Source organism: Bradyrhizobium sp. UFLA05-125 (assembly GCF_059803515.1).
Window position 1 is genome coordinate 34,535 of sequence record NZ_JBANBJ010000020.1, and the last position, 15,750, is coordinate 50,284.

Sequence of the window (15,750 nt, forward strand, 5' to 3'; positions counted from 1 at the left end):
TCGGCACCACGATTCGTAATGTCAGAGATGGCGCTTTCCAACGACGATATTCTGAACTGCGCGAGGCGTCTGCACCAAGCGGAGAAGACGCGCACGCAAATCAGGCAGCTCTCGCAGGACTATCCCGCGATCACCATCGCTGATGCTTACGCGATTCAGAAGGCCTGGGTCGACATCAAGCTCGCCGAGGGCCGCATCGTCAAAGGCCACAAGATCGGCCTGACCTCGAAGGCGATGCAGAGCGCGCTCAACATCGACGAACCGGATTCCGGCGTGCTGCTCGACGACATGTTCTTCGCCGATGGCGGGCTGGTGCCGACGGGCCGCTTCATCGCGACGCGCGTCGAAGCCGAACTCGCCTTCATCATGAGCAAGCGGCTTTCGGGCCCAGACTGCACGATGTTCGATGTGCTCAATGCCACCGACTTCGTGGTGCCCGCGCTCGAGATTCTGGACACGCGTATCGAACGCGTCGATCCCAAGACCAAAGCAACGCGGAAAATCTTCGACACCATCGCCGACAATGCAGCCAATGCCGGCATCGTGCTCGGCGGCCGACCGATCCGCCCCTTGGAAGCCGACCTGCGCTGGATCGGCGCGCTCTGCTTCAAGAACGGCCAGCTCGAGGAGACCGGTCTTGCCGCCGGCGTGCTCAATCATCCCGCGACCGCCGTTGCCTGGCTTGCCAACAAGATCGCGCCGCTCGGTCTTGCGCTCGAGCCCGGCCAGGTCGTGCTCGCCGGCTCTTTCATCCGTCCGATCGAGGCCCGCAAGGGCGACACAATTCAAGCCGATTATGGCGCATACGGCTCGGTGAGCTGCTACTTCGCCTGACGAACAAGAAGCACAGGGAGTGAAACCGCCATGCCGCATTTCACCATCGAGTATTCGGCCAATCTCGATGACCGCGTCGACATGGGCGCGCTGTGCGAGATCGTGCGCAAGGCGGCGGTGGAGACCGGCATCTTCCCGCTCGGCGGCATCCGCGTCCGCGCGATCAAGTGCGAGCATTACGCGATCGCCGACGGAAGCAAGGACCTTGCCTTTCTCGACATGGTGCTGCGCATTGGCGAAGGTCGCGATCTCGCCACTCGCAAGACAGCCGGCGAGCACGTCTTCCAGGCGCTCTCCAGACATCTCGATCCCGTCTTCGCAAGCTCGAAATTCGCCCTGTCGTTCGACATGCAGATCAACGACAAGGAAACGAGCTGGAAACGCAACAACATCCACGATGCCCTGAAAGCAGAGGCCGCCCATGGATAAGCCCGCGCCGAAAGCCGACGTCTTCCAGGCCAACCGCGAGCGCGTCGCGCCGCTGCTGAAGAAATTGCGTGCCGACGGCATCGGCCACATGATCGACGGCAAGACCGTCGCCTCGATCTCTGGCGAGACCTTCGAGACAAAGTCGCCGGTCGATGGCACCACGCTCGCAAGCGTCGCCCGCGGCAATGCCGAGGATATCGACCGTGCCGCGACCGCCGCCGCGACTGCCTTCAAGTCCTGGCGCGACGTGGGACCTGCGATGCGGCGCAAGCTGCTTCATCGGGTGGCTGATGCGATCGAGGACAATGCCGACGACATCGCCGTGCTTGAATGCATCGATACGGGCCAGGCCTATCGCTTCATGGCCAAGGCCGCGATCCGCGCCGCCGAGAATTTTCGCTTCTTCGCCGACAAATGCGCCGAGACGCGAGACGGCCTGAACACGCCGAGCGAGGAGCACTGGAACGTCTCGACGCGCGTGCCGATCGGCCCCGTCGGCGTGATCACGCCGTGGAACACGCCGTTCATGCTCTCGACCTGGAAGATTGCGCCTGCGTTGGCGGCGGGCTGCACGGTCGTGCACAAGCCGGCCGAGTGGTCGCCGGTCACCGCCGATCTGCTCGCCAAGCTCGCCAAGCAGGCCGGTATCCCCGATGGCGTGCTCAACACCGTGCACGGCTTCGGCGAAGAGGCCGGCAAGACGCTGACCGAGCATCCCGCGATCAAGGCGATCGGCTTCGTTGGCGAGAGCGCGACGGGCTCGGCGATCATGAAACAGGGCGCGCCGACCCTGAAGCGCGTGCATTTCGAACTCGGCGGCAAAAATCCGGTGATCGTGTTCGACGATGCGGATCTCGACCGCGCGCTCGATGCGGTCGTGTTCATGATCTACTCGCTCAACGGCGAGCGCTGCACTTCTTCCAGCCGGCTTTTGATCCAGGCGAGCATCGCCGAAAAATTCGTCGAAAAGCTCACGGCGCGCGTGAAGGCACTAAGGGTCGGCCATCCCCTCGATCCTGCTACCGAGATCGGGCCGCTGATCCACGAGCGGCATCTCGCCAAGGTCTGTTCTTATTTCGACATCGCCCGCGAGGACGGCGCGGTCATTGCCGCCGGTGGCAAGGCGCATGACGGCCCCGGCGGCGGACACTACGTTCAGCCGACGCTGGTCACCGGTGCGCATTCCAAGATGCGCGTGGCGCAGGAAGAGGTGTTCGGGCCGTTCCTCACCGTGCTCCCCTTCCGCGACGAGACCGACGCGATCGAGATCGCCAACGACATCCGTTACGGCCTCACCGGCTATGTCTGGACCAACGACATGGGACGCGCGCTACGCGTCGCGGACGCGCTCGAAGCCGGCATGATCTGGTTGAACTCGGAAAACGTCCGCCATTTGCCGACGCCATTCGGCGGCATGAAGGCCTCAGGCATCGGCCGCGACGGCGGCGATTATTCGTTCGATTTCTACATGGAAACCAAGCACGTCTCGCTCGCGCGGGGCACGCACAAGATTCAGAAACTGGGGATCTAGAACAACCGTCGTTCCGGTGCGGCGCGCAGCGCGAACCCGGAACCTCTAGATTCCGGGTTCGGCTCTTCGAGCCGCCCCGGAATGACAATCTGAGGGGAAACGCAATGCCCGCACCGCAACACGTCTTCGAGCCGCCCTTCAACATCATCCGCTCGAGCCATGCCGTGCTCGACGTGACTGATCTGAAGCTCAGCCGCGAATTTTACGAGACCACCGTCGGATTGCATGTCGAGGATTCCGACGACAACGTCGTGTACCTGCGCGGCGTGGAAGAGCATCAGCATCATTCGCTGGTGCTGCGCAAGGCCGCCGTGCCGGCGTGCAACCGCCTCGGCTTCAAGGTCGGCAACGAGAAGGATCTCGACAACGCGACTGCGTTCCTCACTGAGAACGGCCTCAAGCACGCGTTCGTCGACCAGCCCTTCCAGGGCCGCACGCTGCAATTCACCGATCCCTTCGGATTCCAGATCGAGCTCTACGCATCGATGGAGAAGCGGCCGCATCTCTTGCGCCGCTACGATCTTTACCGGGGGTGCCATCCGCAGCGGCTCGACCATTTCAACGTCTTCGCGGCCGAAGTGCAGGACACGGTCGATTTCTACGCGCGGCTCGGCTTCCGTCTCACCGAATATGCCGAGGAGGACGGGCCGAACGGCCGCATCGCCGCCGCCTGGATGCATCGCAAGGGCAACGTCCACGACTTTGCCATCACCAACGGCAAGGGCCCGCGCCTGCATCATTTCGCCTACTGGACGCCGACCGCGATGAACATCATCCATCTCTGCGACGTCATGGCCTCCCAGGGCTTCGTGAAGAACATCGAGCGCGGTCCCGGACGCCACGGCATCTCGAACGCGTTCTTCCTTTACGTTCGCGATCCCGACGGCCATCGCCTCGAGCTCTACACCAGCGACTACTTTACAGGCGATCACGATCATGAGCCGCTGCGCTGGTCGCTGCGCGATCCCCGCCGGCAGACGCTGTGGGGCGCGCCAGCCCCACGCTCATGGTTCGAGCAGGGCTCGCCGTTCACGGGACAGGCCGTGCGCGAGCCGAAATTCGTGGCCGACGTGCTGGTGGCGGACTGAGTGATGACGCTCCCTCGTATTGCGACCTATTCCGTCAAGGGTGCAACCAAATATGGTGCCGTCGTGGACGGCGGCCTCTTCGACCTCTCCGCGCGCCACGCCAAGGACTATCCGACGCTGCGCGAGGTGATCGCAGCCGGCAAGCTGCTGAACTTTGCAGAAGACGCTGCCGGCCGTAGGCCGGATCATGCGATCGCCGACATCACCTGGCTGCCGCCCGTGCCTGCGCCGGAAAAGATCATCTGCATCGGTGTCAACTATCCCGACCGCAACGCCGAGTACAAGGACGGCCAGGAGGCGCCAAAATATCCGAGCATGTTCATGCGTTCGCCCCGCTCCTTCGTCGGCCACGAGACACCGCTGGTGCGCCCGCGCGCATCCGCGCAGCTCGACTATGAAGGCGAGATCGTGCTCGTGATCGGCAAGGCCGGCCGGCACATTCCGGAAAGCGCTGCGCTCGACCACATCGCGGGCCTCACACTCTGCAACGAAGGCTCGGTGCGCGACTGGCTGCGGCACGCCAAGTTCAATGTCACGCAAGGCAAGAATTTCGATTCCAGCGGCAGCTTGGGTCCGTGGCTCGTGCCCTATGTGCAGGAGTCGCAGCTCGTGGACGTACGGTTGACCACACGCGTCAACGGCGAGCTCCGGCAGGACGACTCGACCGGCCGGCTGATCTTTCCCTTCCGCTACCTCATCAACTACATCTCGACCTTTGCGACGCTCGTTCCCGGCGACATCATCGTCACGGGAACGCCGACCGGCGCCGGCGCGCGCTTTGATCCGCCGCGCTATCTCAAGCCTGGTGATGTCGTCGAAGTCGAAGCCGAAGGCATCGGCCTGTTGCGCAACGGCGTCGTCGACGAAGCCTGACATCTGGATTGGAAGACAACCATGACCACCCTCACCGGCGGCGAAGCGATCGTAAGCGGCCTTGTCGCCCATGGGGTCGACACCGTGTTCGGCCTGCCGGGCGCGCAGGTCTACGGACTGTTCGACGCCTTCCACCAGGCACAGCTCAAGGTGATCGGCGCGCGGCACGAGCAGGCCTGCGGTTACATGGCGTTCGGCTATGCGCGCGCCAGCGGCAGGCCGGGCGTGTTCAGCGTGGTGCCCGGCCCTGGCGTGCTCAATGCGAGCGCTGCGCTTTTGACCGCCTTTGGCTGCAACGAGCCGGTGCTGTGCGTCACAGGCCAGGTGCCAACGGCATTCCTCGGCAAGGGCCGAGGGCATCTGCACGAAATGCCGGATCAACTCGCGACCCTGCGCAGCTATGTGAAATGGGCTGACAGGATCGAAGCGCCGGCCAACGCGCCGACGGTCGTCGCACGCGCATTCCAGGAGATGCTGTCGGGACGTCGCGGTCCCGCCTCGGTCGAGATGCCCTGGGACATCTTCACGCAGCGCGCCGACACGGCGGCTGCGCAGGTGCTCGCGCCTTTGCCGGCACCACAGCCCGACCCCGACGCAGTGAAGCAAGCCGCTGGCCTGATCAAGGCCGCGAAGGCACCGATGATCTTCGTCGGCAGCGGCGCGATCGATGCGCGCGAAGAAATCCTCGAACTTGCCGAGATGATCGACGCCCCCGTTGTCGCCTTCCGAAGCGGTCGCGGCATCGTCTCCAACGCGCACGACCTTGGGCTCACCATGGCGGCCGCCTACAAGCTGTGGCCGAACACTGATCTCATGATCGGCATCGGCACGCGGCTCGAATTGCCCACCATGTCGCGCTGGCCTTATCGTCCGGACGGATTGAAGAGCATCCGGATCGACATCGATCCCATCGAGATGCGTCGTTTCTCCTCCGACACGGCGGTCATTGCCGATGCCAAGGCCGCGAGCGCCGGTCTTGCAGAGGCCGTGCGCAAGTCGGGCTACAGCAAGACCAGCGGCCGCCGCGCCGCGATCCGCGAAGCCACCGCCTCGGCGCAAGCGGAGATCCAGCGCATCCAGCCGCAGATGGCCTATCTCAACATCCTGCGCGAGGTGCTGCCGGCGAACGCGATCGTCACCGACGAATTGTCGCAGGTCGGCTTCGCCTCCTGGTACGGCTTTCCGATCTACGAGCCGCGTACCTTCATCACCTCGGGCTATCAGGGCACGCTCGGCTCCGGCTTCCCCACTGCGCTCGGCGCCAAAGTCGCCAATCCCGACAAGCCGGTCGTCGCGATCACCGGCGACGGCGGCTTCATGTTCGGCGTGCAGGAGCTTGCCACCGCCGTGCAGTTCAACATCGGCGTGGTGACGCTGGTGTTCAACAACAATGCCTATGGCAACGTGCGGCGCGATCAGCGCGAGCGATTTGACGGCCGCGTGGTGGCCTCCGATCTCGTCAATCCGGATTTCGTCAAGCTCGCGGAGTCCTTTGGCGTCGCGGCCGCGCGTGTAACCTCACCGGATCATTTCAAGGCCGCATTGGAGAAGGCACTCGACAATGGTGGGCCGTATCTGCTGTCGATCGAGGTGCCGCGGGATTCCGAAGTGAGCCCGTGGGCGTTCATTCATCCGCCGAAGCCCTGATATCGTTCCGGGGCGGCTCGCAGAGCCGAACCCGGAACCTCGAGATTCCGCGTTCGATGCTTCGCATCGCCCCGGAATGACGAGCGGCGTCAGCGCGTCTTGCGGAAGGTCAGGTTGATCCGTTGGCGACCGAGCAGCGCATGCTCGCCGTCGGCGAGCGGCGCGACGCCGTGGTAGGCGAGCCGGCTCGTCCCACCCCATACCACAACATCGCCATGCACGAGTCGAAAACGGCGCGGCTTGTCGCTGCGCGCCATGCCGCCGAACAGGAAGATCGCGGGAAGGCCAAGCGAGACCGACACGATCGGTGCCGATAAATCCAGCTCGTCCTTGTCCTGATGCAGCGACAGTCGTGTGCCCGGCTCGTAGCGATTGACGAGGCACGCATCGGGCGCGAAGCCGGGAAAACCTCCGTTCTCGGCCGCCCGCCGCGCCAGGTCTTGGAATATCGGCGGCATCGCTGGCCAAGGCTTTCCGGTCAGCGGATCGATCGGATCATAGCGATAGCCGGTGTGATCGGTGATCCAGCCGCGCTCGCCGCAATTCGTCATCGCCACCGACATCTGGTAACCGCCGGGCGTCGTCATCTGCCGAAATGACGATTGCACCGTGATCGCGCTGACGGCCGCGATCAGCTCGTGCTCGATCGGCCCTGCAAATCTACGCAGCAGCACGGCTCCGTCCGCGATGTCTTCGCGCGACGGCTGCGCCTCGGCGAGGCTGTCGAACAAATCCGCCGTCAACGACTGCGCTCACTTCGCATCATGAAATATCACACCCAGCGTATGGCGTTGTCCGGATCGGATCCGGCTGACTCCGTGGCGCAGATTAACGCGATAGGTGCCGCGCGTCCCCTGCACCGGGCGATGATGCACGGCGAAAGCTACCGCATCGCCCTGGGAGAGCGGCACGACCTCGGCACGCGACTGCATGCGCGGACGCTGCTCGGTCAGCACGAACTCGCCGCCGGTGAAATCCCGCCCCGGCTCGGATAGGAGGATCGCAACCTGGATCGGGAACACGTGCTCGCCATAGAGATCCTGATGCAGGCAGTTGTAGTCACCGGCCTCGTATTGCAGCAGCAGCGGCGTCGACCTGCCCTGGCCCGCCTCGTGACAGCGCTTGAGGAACGCCGAATGAGCCGCGGGATAGCGGATATCGATCCCCATCGCCTCGTTCCAGCGATTGGCCACGCCGTGTAAATGTGCGTAGAGCGCCGGGCGCAATTCCGCGATCAGGTCGGGGAGCGGATAGGAGAAATACTTGTACTCGCCGCGACCGAAACCATGGCGGCCCATCACGATGCGGCTGCGGAAGTGTGCGTCGTTGGGATAGAGCGAGGCGATGTCGCGGCATTCGCCGGACGTGAGCAGGCCTTTCAGGACCGCGCTGCCCTGGGCGTCGAGCTCGCCGGTGATCTGGGGCCAGTCGAGGGAATCGACGCGAGCGGCAAGGGCGGGAGAAGAAGGCTGTGTGGGTTTTCGTGCGGTCGCTGTCATAGCACTCATTCTCGCAGCCTGGCGCTCACGTCGCCACCCGATTTCCGATTGCTCACCATCATCGGGGCGAAGCCCGCAATCCAGAGTCGCGGAAGCAGTCTGGATTGCTTCGTCGCTATTGCTCCTCGCAATGACGATGGAGAGGCATCAACCCAGCACCGGCAGCGTGATCACGTCATACCCGTGCCGGATCGTGCGCTTGAGCACGGGGTCCTCCAGCTCGAACTCAAAGCGGTCAGCGGGGCGGATGCCGCCCTTCGCCGCAAAGGTGCCGCCGAACATGGCGCAGCCGTCGGGCAGCTTCTTGTCGTCGAAGCAGCGCGCGATCAGCTCGTCGATCGGCAGCATCGCATCCAGCGTGCCCTCCTGGTAGAGCACGCGCTCGCCGTCGATCCAGGCGTAGGAGCGCAGGACCATCTTGTCCCAATGGCCGATTACGTCCTCGAGTTCCCACAACACGGGCGCGACGACCTTGTCGCACATCTGCTTCGAGACGGTGACGCTGTAGGCCTCGACCTTGCGGTCGGTATGATCAGAGCCGCAGCCCACGAAAATGCGGCCCTGCCAGCCGATCAGTACGAACTCGACCTCGCCGGAGGACTCGCCGCCGCAACATTCGATACTGTCTTCCATCGTCAGCCGCCGCGCCGAGACGCGGTAATAGATCGGCGTCGATGCCGGCCGCGCGATGCCGACAGCCTCGAGCTCCGCGATATGCTTGTCGCGCGCGACGGGATCGCGGCCGGTCCAGCCGGCGATGACGGCCCGGTCGATCGCGAGCGTCAGCGGCGTTGTCGTGTCCTGGGCATCGACGGTGAAGGTCAGGTCAAACACGGATCACGGCCTCCATGCCGGCAGCAAGCTCGAAAATGCGATGGTCCGATCCGCCCGCGCCCGCCAGCATCAGGCCGACGGGAACCTCGCCCTCGCGATGGGCAGGCAGCGAGATGGCGCAACCATCGATCATGTTGATCAAGGTGCAGTTGCGCAAAGCACGCAGGTTCGCCGCGGTGAACGCCTTGTCGTCGGTGAGGTCGGCGATCTTCGGCGGCGTGTTGGCGGTGGTCGGCAGCACCAGCGCGTCATAGGGCGCGATCCGTGCATTGACCCGCGCGATCAGCGAGCGACGCTCATTGAGAAGATCGATGTAGTCGGCCGCGCTCTGCGCCTCGCCGCGCATGATCCGCACCGCGACGCGGGGATCATAGACGTCGCCCTTGGCCGTGATGAGATAGCGGTGCCAGGCGAAGCTTTCCGCCGCCGCAAAGCCGCCCTTGGCGTTCATCGGGCCGATGTCGTGGAATTCCGACATCTCGATGCGCTCGATGGTGGCACCGTGACTGGCGAGCGCTTCCAGCGCCCGCTCGAAGGTCTGCGCCACGGCCGTATCGAGGTCGTCGAGCGCAACGGTGGTCGGCACTGCAAGCCGCATGCCCTTCACCGGGCGCGGCGGCCTGAGCGGATCGATCGGCTCGTCCGCTAGCACGGCGTCGAGCACGGCGCAGCAATTGACCGTTCGCGCCAGCGGTCCGATGCTGTCGAGCGAGAATGACAGCGGCACTGAGCCATCGAGCGGCACGCGACGTTGCGTCGGCTTGTACCCGACGATGCCGTTATAGGCCGCCGGTATCCGGCAGGAGCCGCCGGTATCGGTGCCGAGTGCAGCATGCGCCATTCCGTCCAGCACGGACACCGCCGCACCCGAGGACGAGCCGCCGGGCACGTGGCCCTCGGCCCGGTTCCAGGCACCCTTCGGCGTGCCGAAATGCGGATTGATGCCGATGCCGGAATAGGCGAACTCGGTCATGTTGGTCCGGCCCATCACCACGAAGCCGGCGCGGCGCAGCCGCGCCACGGCCGCCGCGTCGTGCTCCGCCATAGGCGAGTCATCCAGCGCGCGGGAGCCGGCGCGCGTCACCTGGCCCTTGATGTCGAAGAGATCCTTGATCGAGATCGGAATGCCGGCATAGCGCGATGGCGCGGCATTGACCTCGCGCAAGCCATCCATCGCATCTGCCGCAGTCAACGCGGCCTGCCTGTCGACATCGACATATGCGCGTCGGCCCTCACCGGCCGGATCGGCGATCCTGGCGAGGCATTCTTCAACCAGCTTTCGGGAGGTTGTGCGGCCGCTCTCGAGGTCTTCGGCAAGCTTCGCCAGTGTCGGAAAGTTCGGCATGTCTGTCTCACGGAATATTGGCACGCGCAATCTATCGCGCTGGTTCGGTTCGACACAAGCATTGTGCGCGCTACGGTATGCTTACCATGCGCGCACATCGCTGGACCGTTGACGGCCAATAGTCAATTGTCGCATCAAGCTCGAAACGAGCGGGCGTCAAGCCTGCGTCTTGGGAGAACTTACTTGGGAGGATCTGCCGCAATGGCCGAACCGCAGCGCGCGCGACCGAAACCGACGCCGGAAACGCAGCATTTCTGGGACGGCACGAAAGCGGGCGAGTTGCGCCTGCAACGCTGCGATGCCTGCGCGCATGTCTATTTCCCGCCGCGTCCGTTCTGCCCCTCCTGCGCCTCCCGCAAGGTGAGCATCTTCAAGGCCAGCGGCAACGGTTTTCTCTACAGCTACGTGATCAATCACCGCCCCGCTGCACCGGGCTTCACGCCACCTTACGCGATCGCGGTGGTCGAGCTTGCGGAGGGACCGCGGATGATGAGCAACATCATCGACTGTCCGCAGACGCCGGAAGCGCTCGAGCTCGACATGAAGCTCGAGGTCGCCTTCCAGAAGCTCGATGACGCCATCACCCTCCCCGTGTTCCGTCCGGCGAAGGGATAGGCCATGCGCAGGAACCAGGTCGCCGTCGTGGGTGCGGCCGAAACCACCGAGCTCGGCGTCATCCCCACCATGTCGCAGCTCCAGCTTCATGCGGATGCGGCGCTCAATGCCATCGCGGATGCCGGGCTGAAGTTGTCCGACATCGACGGTTTTGCCACGGCCGTCGAGACGCCGCAGCAGGTCTGCCATTATCTCGGCATCAAGCCGACCTGGGTCGACGGTACCTCGGTCGGCGGGTGCTCGTTCATGCTGCATGTCCGTCATGCCGCGGCAGCGATCGAGGCCGGTCTGTGCAACACGGTGCTAATCACCCATGCCGAGAGCGGCAAGTCGATGATCGGCAAGCAGCCGCGCTTTACCGCGCCGGACAGCCTCAACGGCCAGTTCGAGGCCCCCTTCGGCGTCTACGGCCCGCCCAGCATGTTCCCGATTCCCGTGCTGCGCTTCATGAAGACCTACGGCATCACGCATGAGCAGCTTGCGATGGTGGCAGTAGTGCAGCGGGAATGGGCGGCGAAGAACCCGCGCGCGATGATGAAGGAGCCGATCACAGTTGTCGACGTGCTCGACTCGCGCATGATCGCCTATCCGTTCCGGCTGCTGCAGTGCTGCCTCGTCACCGACGGCGGCGGCGCGCTGATCCTGACCTCGGCCGATCGCGCCAAGGATTTTCCGAGGAGGCCGGTCTACATCATGGGCACTGGCGAGAGCGTGGAGACGCCGATGGTCAGCCAGATGGAGACATTCAACTCCTCGCGCGCCTTCAAGGTCGCGGGCCCCCTCGCCTTCAAGGAGGCCGGCATCGCACACAAGGACGTCGATCATCTCATGATCTATGACGCGTTCGCGCATCTGCCGCTGTTCGGCCTCGGCGATCTCGGCTTCATGCCCTATGAGGAAACTGGCAGTTTCATTGCCGACGGCAACACGAGGCCGGGCGGCAAGCTGCCGCTGAACACCAATGGCGGCGGCCTCTCCTACATGCATTCGGGGATGTACGGCATGTACGCGCTGCAGGAGAGCGTGCGCCAGATGCGCGGCATCGCGCCGGCGCAGGTGCCCAACGCAAAGATCTCGGTGTGCCACGGCGTCGGCGGCATGTTCGCGGCAAGCGGCACGATCGTGTTCACGAACGAGAGATAACGCGCTGCGCAGCGCGAGCCATACGAGAACGACGTACAACAGGAGGCATTCACATGACGAAATCACTGCAGGACAAGGTCATCGTCGTCACCGGCGCAGGGCGCGGTATTGGGCGGGAGATCGCGTTGCTGTGCGCGGCCGAAGGCGCCAAGGTCGTCGTCAACGACCCCGGCGGCGCGTCGGATGGCTCGGGCTCCAGCGCCGCGCCCGCCGAGGAGGTGGTCGAGGAGATCAAGAAGCGCGGTGGCACGGCGGTTGCCAATTTCGAGAGCGTTGCCGAAGCCATTCCTGCAAGCAAGATCGTCAAGAGCGCGACCGATCATTTCGGCCGACTCGACGGCGTCGTCAACAATGCCGGTATTTTGCGCGACATGATCTTCCACCGCATGAGCGTGGAAGCCTTCGAGGCCGTCATCAAGGTGCACCTGATGGGCTCGTTTTACGTCTCCCACGCCGCGGCACGGCTGTTCCGCGAGCAGGAGAGCGGCTCCTTCGTGCACTTCACCTCGACATCGGGCCTGATCGGCAATTTTGGCCAGGCCAACTATGCCGCAGCGAAACTCGGTATCGTCGGCCTGTCGAAATCCATCGCACTCGACATGAACCGCTTCAACGTGCGCTCGAACTGCGTCTCGCCGTTCGCCTGGAGCCGCATGATCGGCACCATCCCGACCGAGACCGAAGCCGAGAAGGCGCGCGTAGCGAAAATTCAGAAGATGGGCCCGGAGCTGATCGCGCCGGTCGCCGCCTATCTCCTCAGCGACGCCGCCAAGGACGTCACCGGGCAGATCTTTGCAGTGCGCATGAACGAGATCTTCCTGATGAGCCAGTCACGTCCGATCCGATCGGTGCAGAGCAGCGACGGCTGGACGCCGCAGTCGATTGCGGAGCATGCGATGCCGGCACTGAAGGGCTCGTTTTACAAGCTCGATCGCTCGGCGGATATCTTTACGTGGGATCCGGTGTAGCGCCGCATCGTCGTCATTCCGGGGCGGCTCGCAGAGCCGAACCCGGAATGACGAGACTTGGGGCTAACCCGTGTTCCGCAATCCCGCCGAGATGCCGTTGATGGTGAGCTGAATGCCGCGCAGCACCTGCTCGTCCGGATTTTGCGCGCGATGCTCTTTCAACAGCTCCACCTGCACGTGATTGAGCGGGTCGAGATACGGGAAGCGGTGGCGCACGGAGCGCTCGAGCAGCGGGTTGCCTTGCAGCAACCGGTCCTGGCCCATGATGTCCAGGAGCGTCTCGATGCATGAATGCCATTCGCGGCGAATGCGGCCAAATATCTTTTCGCGCAAAGCCTCGTCCGGCACGAGCTCTGCATAGCGCGAGGCGATCGCGATCGAGCTTTTTGCGAGCACCATGTCCATGTTCGAGAGCAGCATGCGGAAGAACGGCCATTCCTTGTAGAGCTCTTTGAGGAACGGCATGCCCTTGTCGGGATGCTCCGCGATCCAGGTCTCGACAGCGCTGCCAAAACCGTACCAGCCGGGCAGCATCAAGCGGCATTGCGCCCAGGAGAACACCCAGGGGATTGCGCGCAGATCCTCGATCGCGCGGGTCTTCTTGCGCGAGGCCGGTCGGCTGCCGATGTTGAGCGTCGCGATCTCGTTGATCACTGTCGACGACCAGAAATAGTCGACGAACCCATCGGTCTCGTAGACAAGGCCGCGATAGGCCTTGAATGCGAGGCTCGACAATTCATCCATCGCGGTCAGATATTCGTGGCGCGGCGCGCTCTGGCGCGGATGCAGGAGGCTCGCCTCCAGCGTCGCGGCGGCAAGGATCTCCAGATTGTTGCGGCCGACTTCGGCGTTGGAATATTTCGACGAGATGATCTCGCCCTGCTCGGTGATGCGGATCTGGCCGTTCACTGCGCCGCCCGGCTGCGCGATGATGGCGTCATAGCTCGGGCCGCCGCCACGGCCGACCGAGCCGCCGCGGCCGTGGAACAGGCGCAGGCGCACGCCGTGGCGCTCGAACACTTCGACGAGATTGATCTCCGCCTTGTAGAGCTCCCAGCCCGAAGTGACGAAGCCGCCATCCTTGTTGCTGTCGGAATAGCCGAGCATCACCTCCTGCACGCTGCCGCGGCTGTCGACGAGCCTGCGGTAATCGTGGAGCGCCAGCATGCGGTCCATGATGCCGGATGAGGCCTGCAGGTCCTCGATGGTCTCGAACAGCGGCACGACGTTGATGGCGCTGCGCCCCGACGGATTGACGAGACCGACCTCCTTGAGCAGCACGGCCACTTCGAGCATGTCCGACATGCCCTTGCACATCGAGATGATGCACTGGGGAATGGCGTCGGAGCCGAACTTCGCATGCGCCTCCGCGGCAGCATGGAATACGTTGAGCTCGCCCATCGTCTCGTCACTGTACTTGATGAATTGCGAGACCAGCGAGCGCGTGCTGCGCAATTCGTTGGTGAGCAGCGCAATGCGCGCCTCCTCGCCGAGCGCGAGATAGGACATGCCGGGGTTCGCCGCGTCGATCAGCTCGGCGATGGTGCGCTCGTGCACCGCCGAGTTCTGGCGGATGTCGAGCCGCGCCAGATGGAAGCCGAAGCAGTCCACGGCGCGCCGCAACAGCCGCAACCGGCCGCGGGCGATGACGCGGGCGTTGTTGGAGATCAGCGAGCGATGCAGCACGTCGAGATCGGCCTGCAGCTCCCTGACGCTCTCGTAAGGCGCGCCTTTGCCGACCGGACGACGCGTGATCTCGACCTGGAGCTTTTCGGCCGTCGCGGTCAGGCGGGCATAGATGCCGGAGACCGCGAGGCGGTAGGGTTCGCCGCTTCGGTGCGGCGAGGTGTCCGGCGAGCGCTCGGCGAGCGCGCGCAGCTCCTCGGAAACGTCGGCAAGATACGCCGCGATCGACAATTCCGAGCCGAGCACGTGCAGCTCGTTCAGATAGAACTGCATCACCCGGCTTGATTGCAGCCGCAGCGTGCCGCGCATCACGTCGGCGGTGACGAACGGATTGCCGTCGCGGTCCCCACCGATCCAGCTTCCCATGCGCAGGAACGAGGCGAGTTCGGCCGCCGCCTGCTCGCCGCCCTCCTCCAGCCGGTCCTCCAGCGCGTTGATGAGGCGCGGAACCTCGCGCAGGAAGGTGTAGTCGTAGAACGACAGGCCGTTGGCGACCTCGTCGAGCACGGTGAGCTTGGTCCGGCGCAACAGATTGGTCTGCCACAACGTCAGCACCTCGCGCCGCAACTGCTCGTCGCTGGCCGCGGCCTCGTCGGCCGTCATGGCAAGCCGCTCGCGGCTGTCCAGGAGAGCGGCGATCTCCATCTCGCGATCCATCGTGCTCTTGCGGCGAACCTCGGTCGGGTGCGCCGTCAGCACCGGGCTGACGAGAGCCTCCTTGAAGAAGCCGCGTAACGCGTCGGGGCTCACGCCGGCGCTCTTCGCATGCGCCAGCGTCTCCGCGAGCACGCCCGACCCGCCGCGTGATCCAGTTTCCCTGGCAGCGCTCCGGGCGCGCATCTGGCGGATGTTATTCTGGTCCTCGGCGATGTTGGCGAGGTGGGAGAAATAGCTGAAGGCGCGGACGATGCGCAAAGTATCGGGGATCGACATGCTGTCGAGGATCTGCTCGAGCTCGCGCCGGGCGAGCCGGTCCTCGTCCCGGTGGAACCGGATCGAGGTCTGGCGGATGCGCTCGACCAGGTCGAACACGTCAGGCCCCTCCTGATCGCGCACCGTGTCGCCGAGGATGCGCCCGAGCAGGCGGATATCGTCCCGCAGCTGCGCATCCGCCTCCAGCGCCTGGGCCTCTTCGGCGCGGTTGGGGCGGTCGATCGCTGTGTCAGATGGTACGGTCTGGAGGGACATGGCTCAATTCCCTTCGAGGTCCCTTGGCTGCCCGGCCCAGCAAGTGTGCAAGTTTTTTGCCGCAGTGCAA

14 protein-coding genes are annotated in these 15,750 nt (G+C 64.4%); 9 read left to right on the forward strand and 5 right to left on the reverse strand.

From position 1 onward, the window contains the following. The first annotated feature begins 27 nt into the window (after window positions 1-27). From hpaH to SO156_RS19345, 6 genes are all read left to right on the forward strand, one after another. A complete protein-coding gene (gene hpaH, locus SO156_RS19320) occupies window positions 28-834 on the forward strand; it encodes a 2-oxo-hept-4-ene-1,7-dioate hydratase (RefSeq protein WP_458147610.1) in 807 nt (268 codons plus the stop codon). Between the two features lie 30 nt (window positions 835-864). Further along, window positions 865-1,263, forward strand: coding sequence for a 5-carboxymethyl-2-hydroxymuconate Delta-isomerase (locus tag SO156_RS19325; protein WP_498535909.1), 399 nt, complete (start codon window positions 865-867; stop codon window positions 1,261-1,263). Then, a complete protein-coding gene (gene hpaE, locus SO156_RS19330; RefSeq protein WP_498535910.1) occupies window positions 1,256-2,794 on the forward strand; it encodes a 5-carboxymethyl-2-hydroxymuconate semialdehyde dehydrogenase in 1,539 nt (512 codons plus the stop codon). Before SO156_RS19325 ends, hpaE begins: the two co-directional genes overlap by 8 nt. Before the next feature lie 104 nt (window positions 2,795-2,898). Then, entirely contained in the window at window positions 2,899-3,882 is a 984-nt protein-coding gene (gene hpaD / locus SO156_RS19335; RefSeq protein ID WP_458147589.1) for a 3,4-dihydroxyphenylacetate 2,3-dioxygenase, read from the forward strand. A 3-nt stretch (window positions 3,883-3,885) separates the two neighbouring features. After that, window positions 3,886-4,755: a fumarylacetoacetate hydrolase family protein gene (locus SO156_RS19340; protein ID WP_498535911.1), complete on the forward strand. Its 870-nt coding sequence runs from the start codon at window positions 3,886-3,888 to the stop codon at window positions 4,753-4,755. Between the two features lie 21 nt (window positions 4,756-4,776). Continuing rightward, a complete protein-coding gene (locus SO156_RS19345) occupies window positions 4,777-6,402 on the forward strand; it encodes a thiamine pyrophosphate-dependent enzyme (protein ID WP_498535912.1) in 1,626 nt (541 codons plus the stop codon). A gap of 89 nt (window positions 6,403-6,491) precedes the next feature. On the opposite strand, the gene alkB is transcribed toward SO156_RS19345, so the two are convergent. The 4 genes from alkB to SO156_RS19365 form a co-directional block, all read right to left on the reverse strand. Next, a complete protein-coding gene (alkB, locus tag SO156_RS19350) occupies window positions 6,492-7,145 on the reverse strand; it encodes a DNA oxidative demethylase AlkB (RefSeq protein WP_458147592.1) in 654 nt (217 codons plus the stop codon). Between the two features lie 9 nt (window positions 7,146-7,154). Next, entirely contained in the window at window positions 7,155-7,901 is a 747-nt protein-coding gene (locus SO156_RS19355) for a 2OG-Fe(II) oxygenase (RefSeq protein ID WP_458147611.1), read from the reverse strand. Between the two features lie 147 nt (window positions 7,902-8,048). Continuing rightward, window positions 8,049-8,735, reverse strand: a complete 687-nt coding sequence (locus tag SO156_RS19360; protein WP_458147593.1) for a DUF2848 domain-containing protein — start codon at window positions 8,733-8,735, stop codon at window positions 8,049-8,051. After that, a complete protein-coding gene (locus SO156_RS19365) occupies window positions 8,728-10,080 on the reverse strand; it encodes an amidase (protein WP_458147594.1) in 1,353 nt (450 codons plus the stop codon). The genes SO156_RS19360 and SO156_RS19365 overlap by 8 nt, the downstream gene beginning before the upstream one ends. Window positions 10,081-10,281: 201 nt before the next feature. Here SO156_RS19365 and SO156_RS19370 point away from each other — a divergent pair, with 201 nt between their 5' ends. From SO156_RS19370 to SO156_RS19380, 3 genes are read left to right on the forward strand one after another with little or no spacing between them, the layout of a single operon-like run. Then, the gene (locus tag SO156_RS19370) at window positions 10,282-10,695 is read left to right on the forward strand and encodes a Zn-ribbon domain-containing OB-fold protein (protein ID WP_458147595.1); all 414 of its coding nucleotides are present in this window, start codon (window positions 10,282-10,284) and stop codon (window positions 10,693-10,695) included. A gap of 3 nt (window positions 10,696-10,698) precedes the next feature. Next, entirely contained in the window at window positions 10,699-11,838 is a 1,140-nt protein-coding gene (locus SO156_RS19375; RefSeq protein ID WP_498535913.1) for a thiolase C-terminal domain-containing protein, read from the forward strand. 53 nt (window positions 11,839-11,891) lie between these two features. Next, a complete protein-coding gene (locus SO156_RS19380) occupies window positions 11,892-12,806 on the forward strand; it encodes an SDR family NAD(P)-dependent oxidoreductase (RefSeq protein ID WP_498535914.1) in 915 nt (304 codons plus the stop codon). A gap of 63 nt (window positions 12,807-12,869) precedes the next feature. Here the strand turns inward: SO156_RS19380 and ppc are convergent, their stop codons facing one another. After that, window positions 12,870-15,680, reverse strand: coding sequence for a phosphoenolpyruvate carboxylase (gene ppc / locus SO156_RS19385; RefSeq protein ID WP_458147598.1), 2,811 nt, complete (start codon window positions 15,678-15,680; stop codon window positions 12,870-12,872). Between the last annotated feature and the right edge of the window lie 70 nt (window positions 15,681-15,750).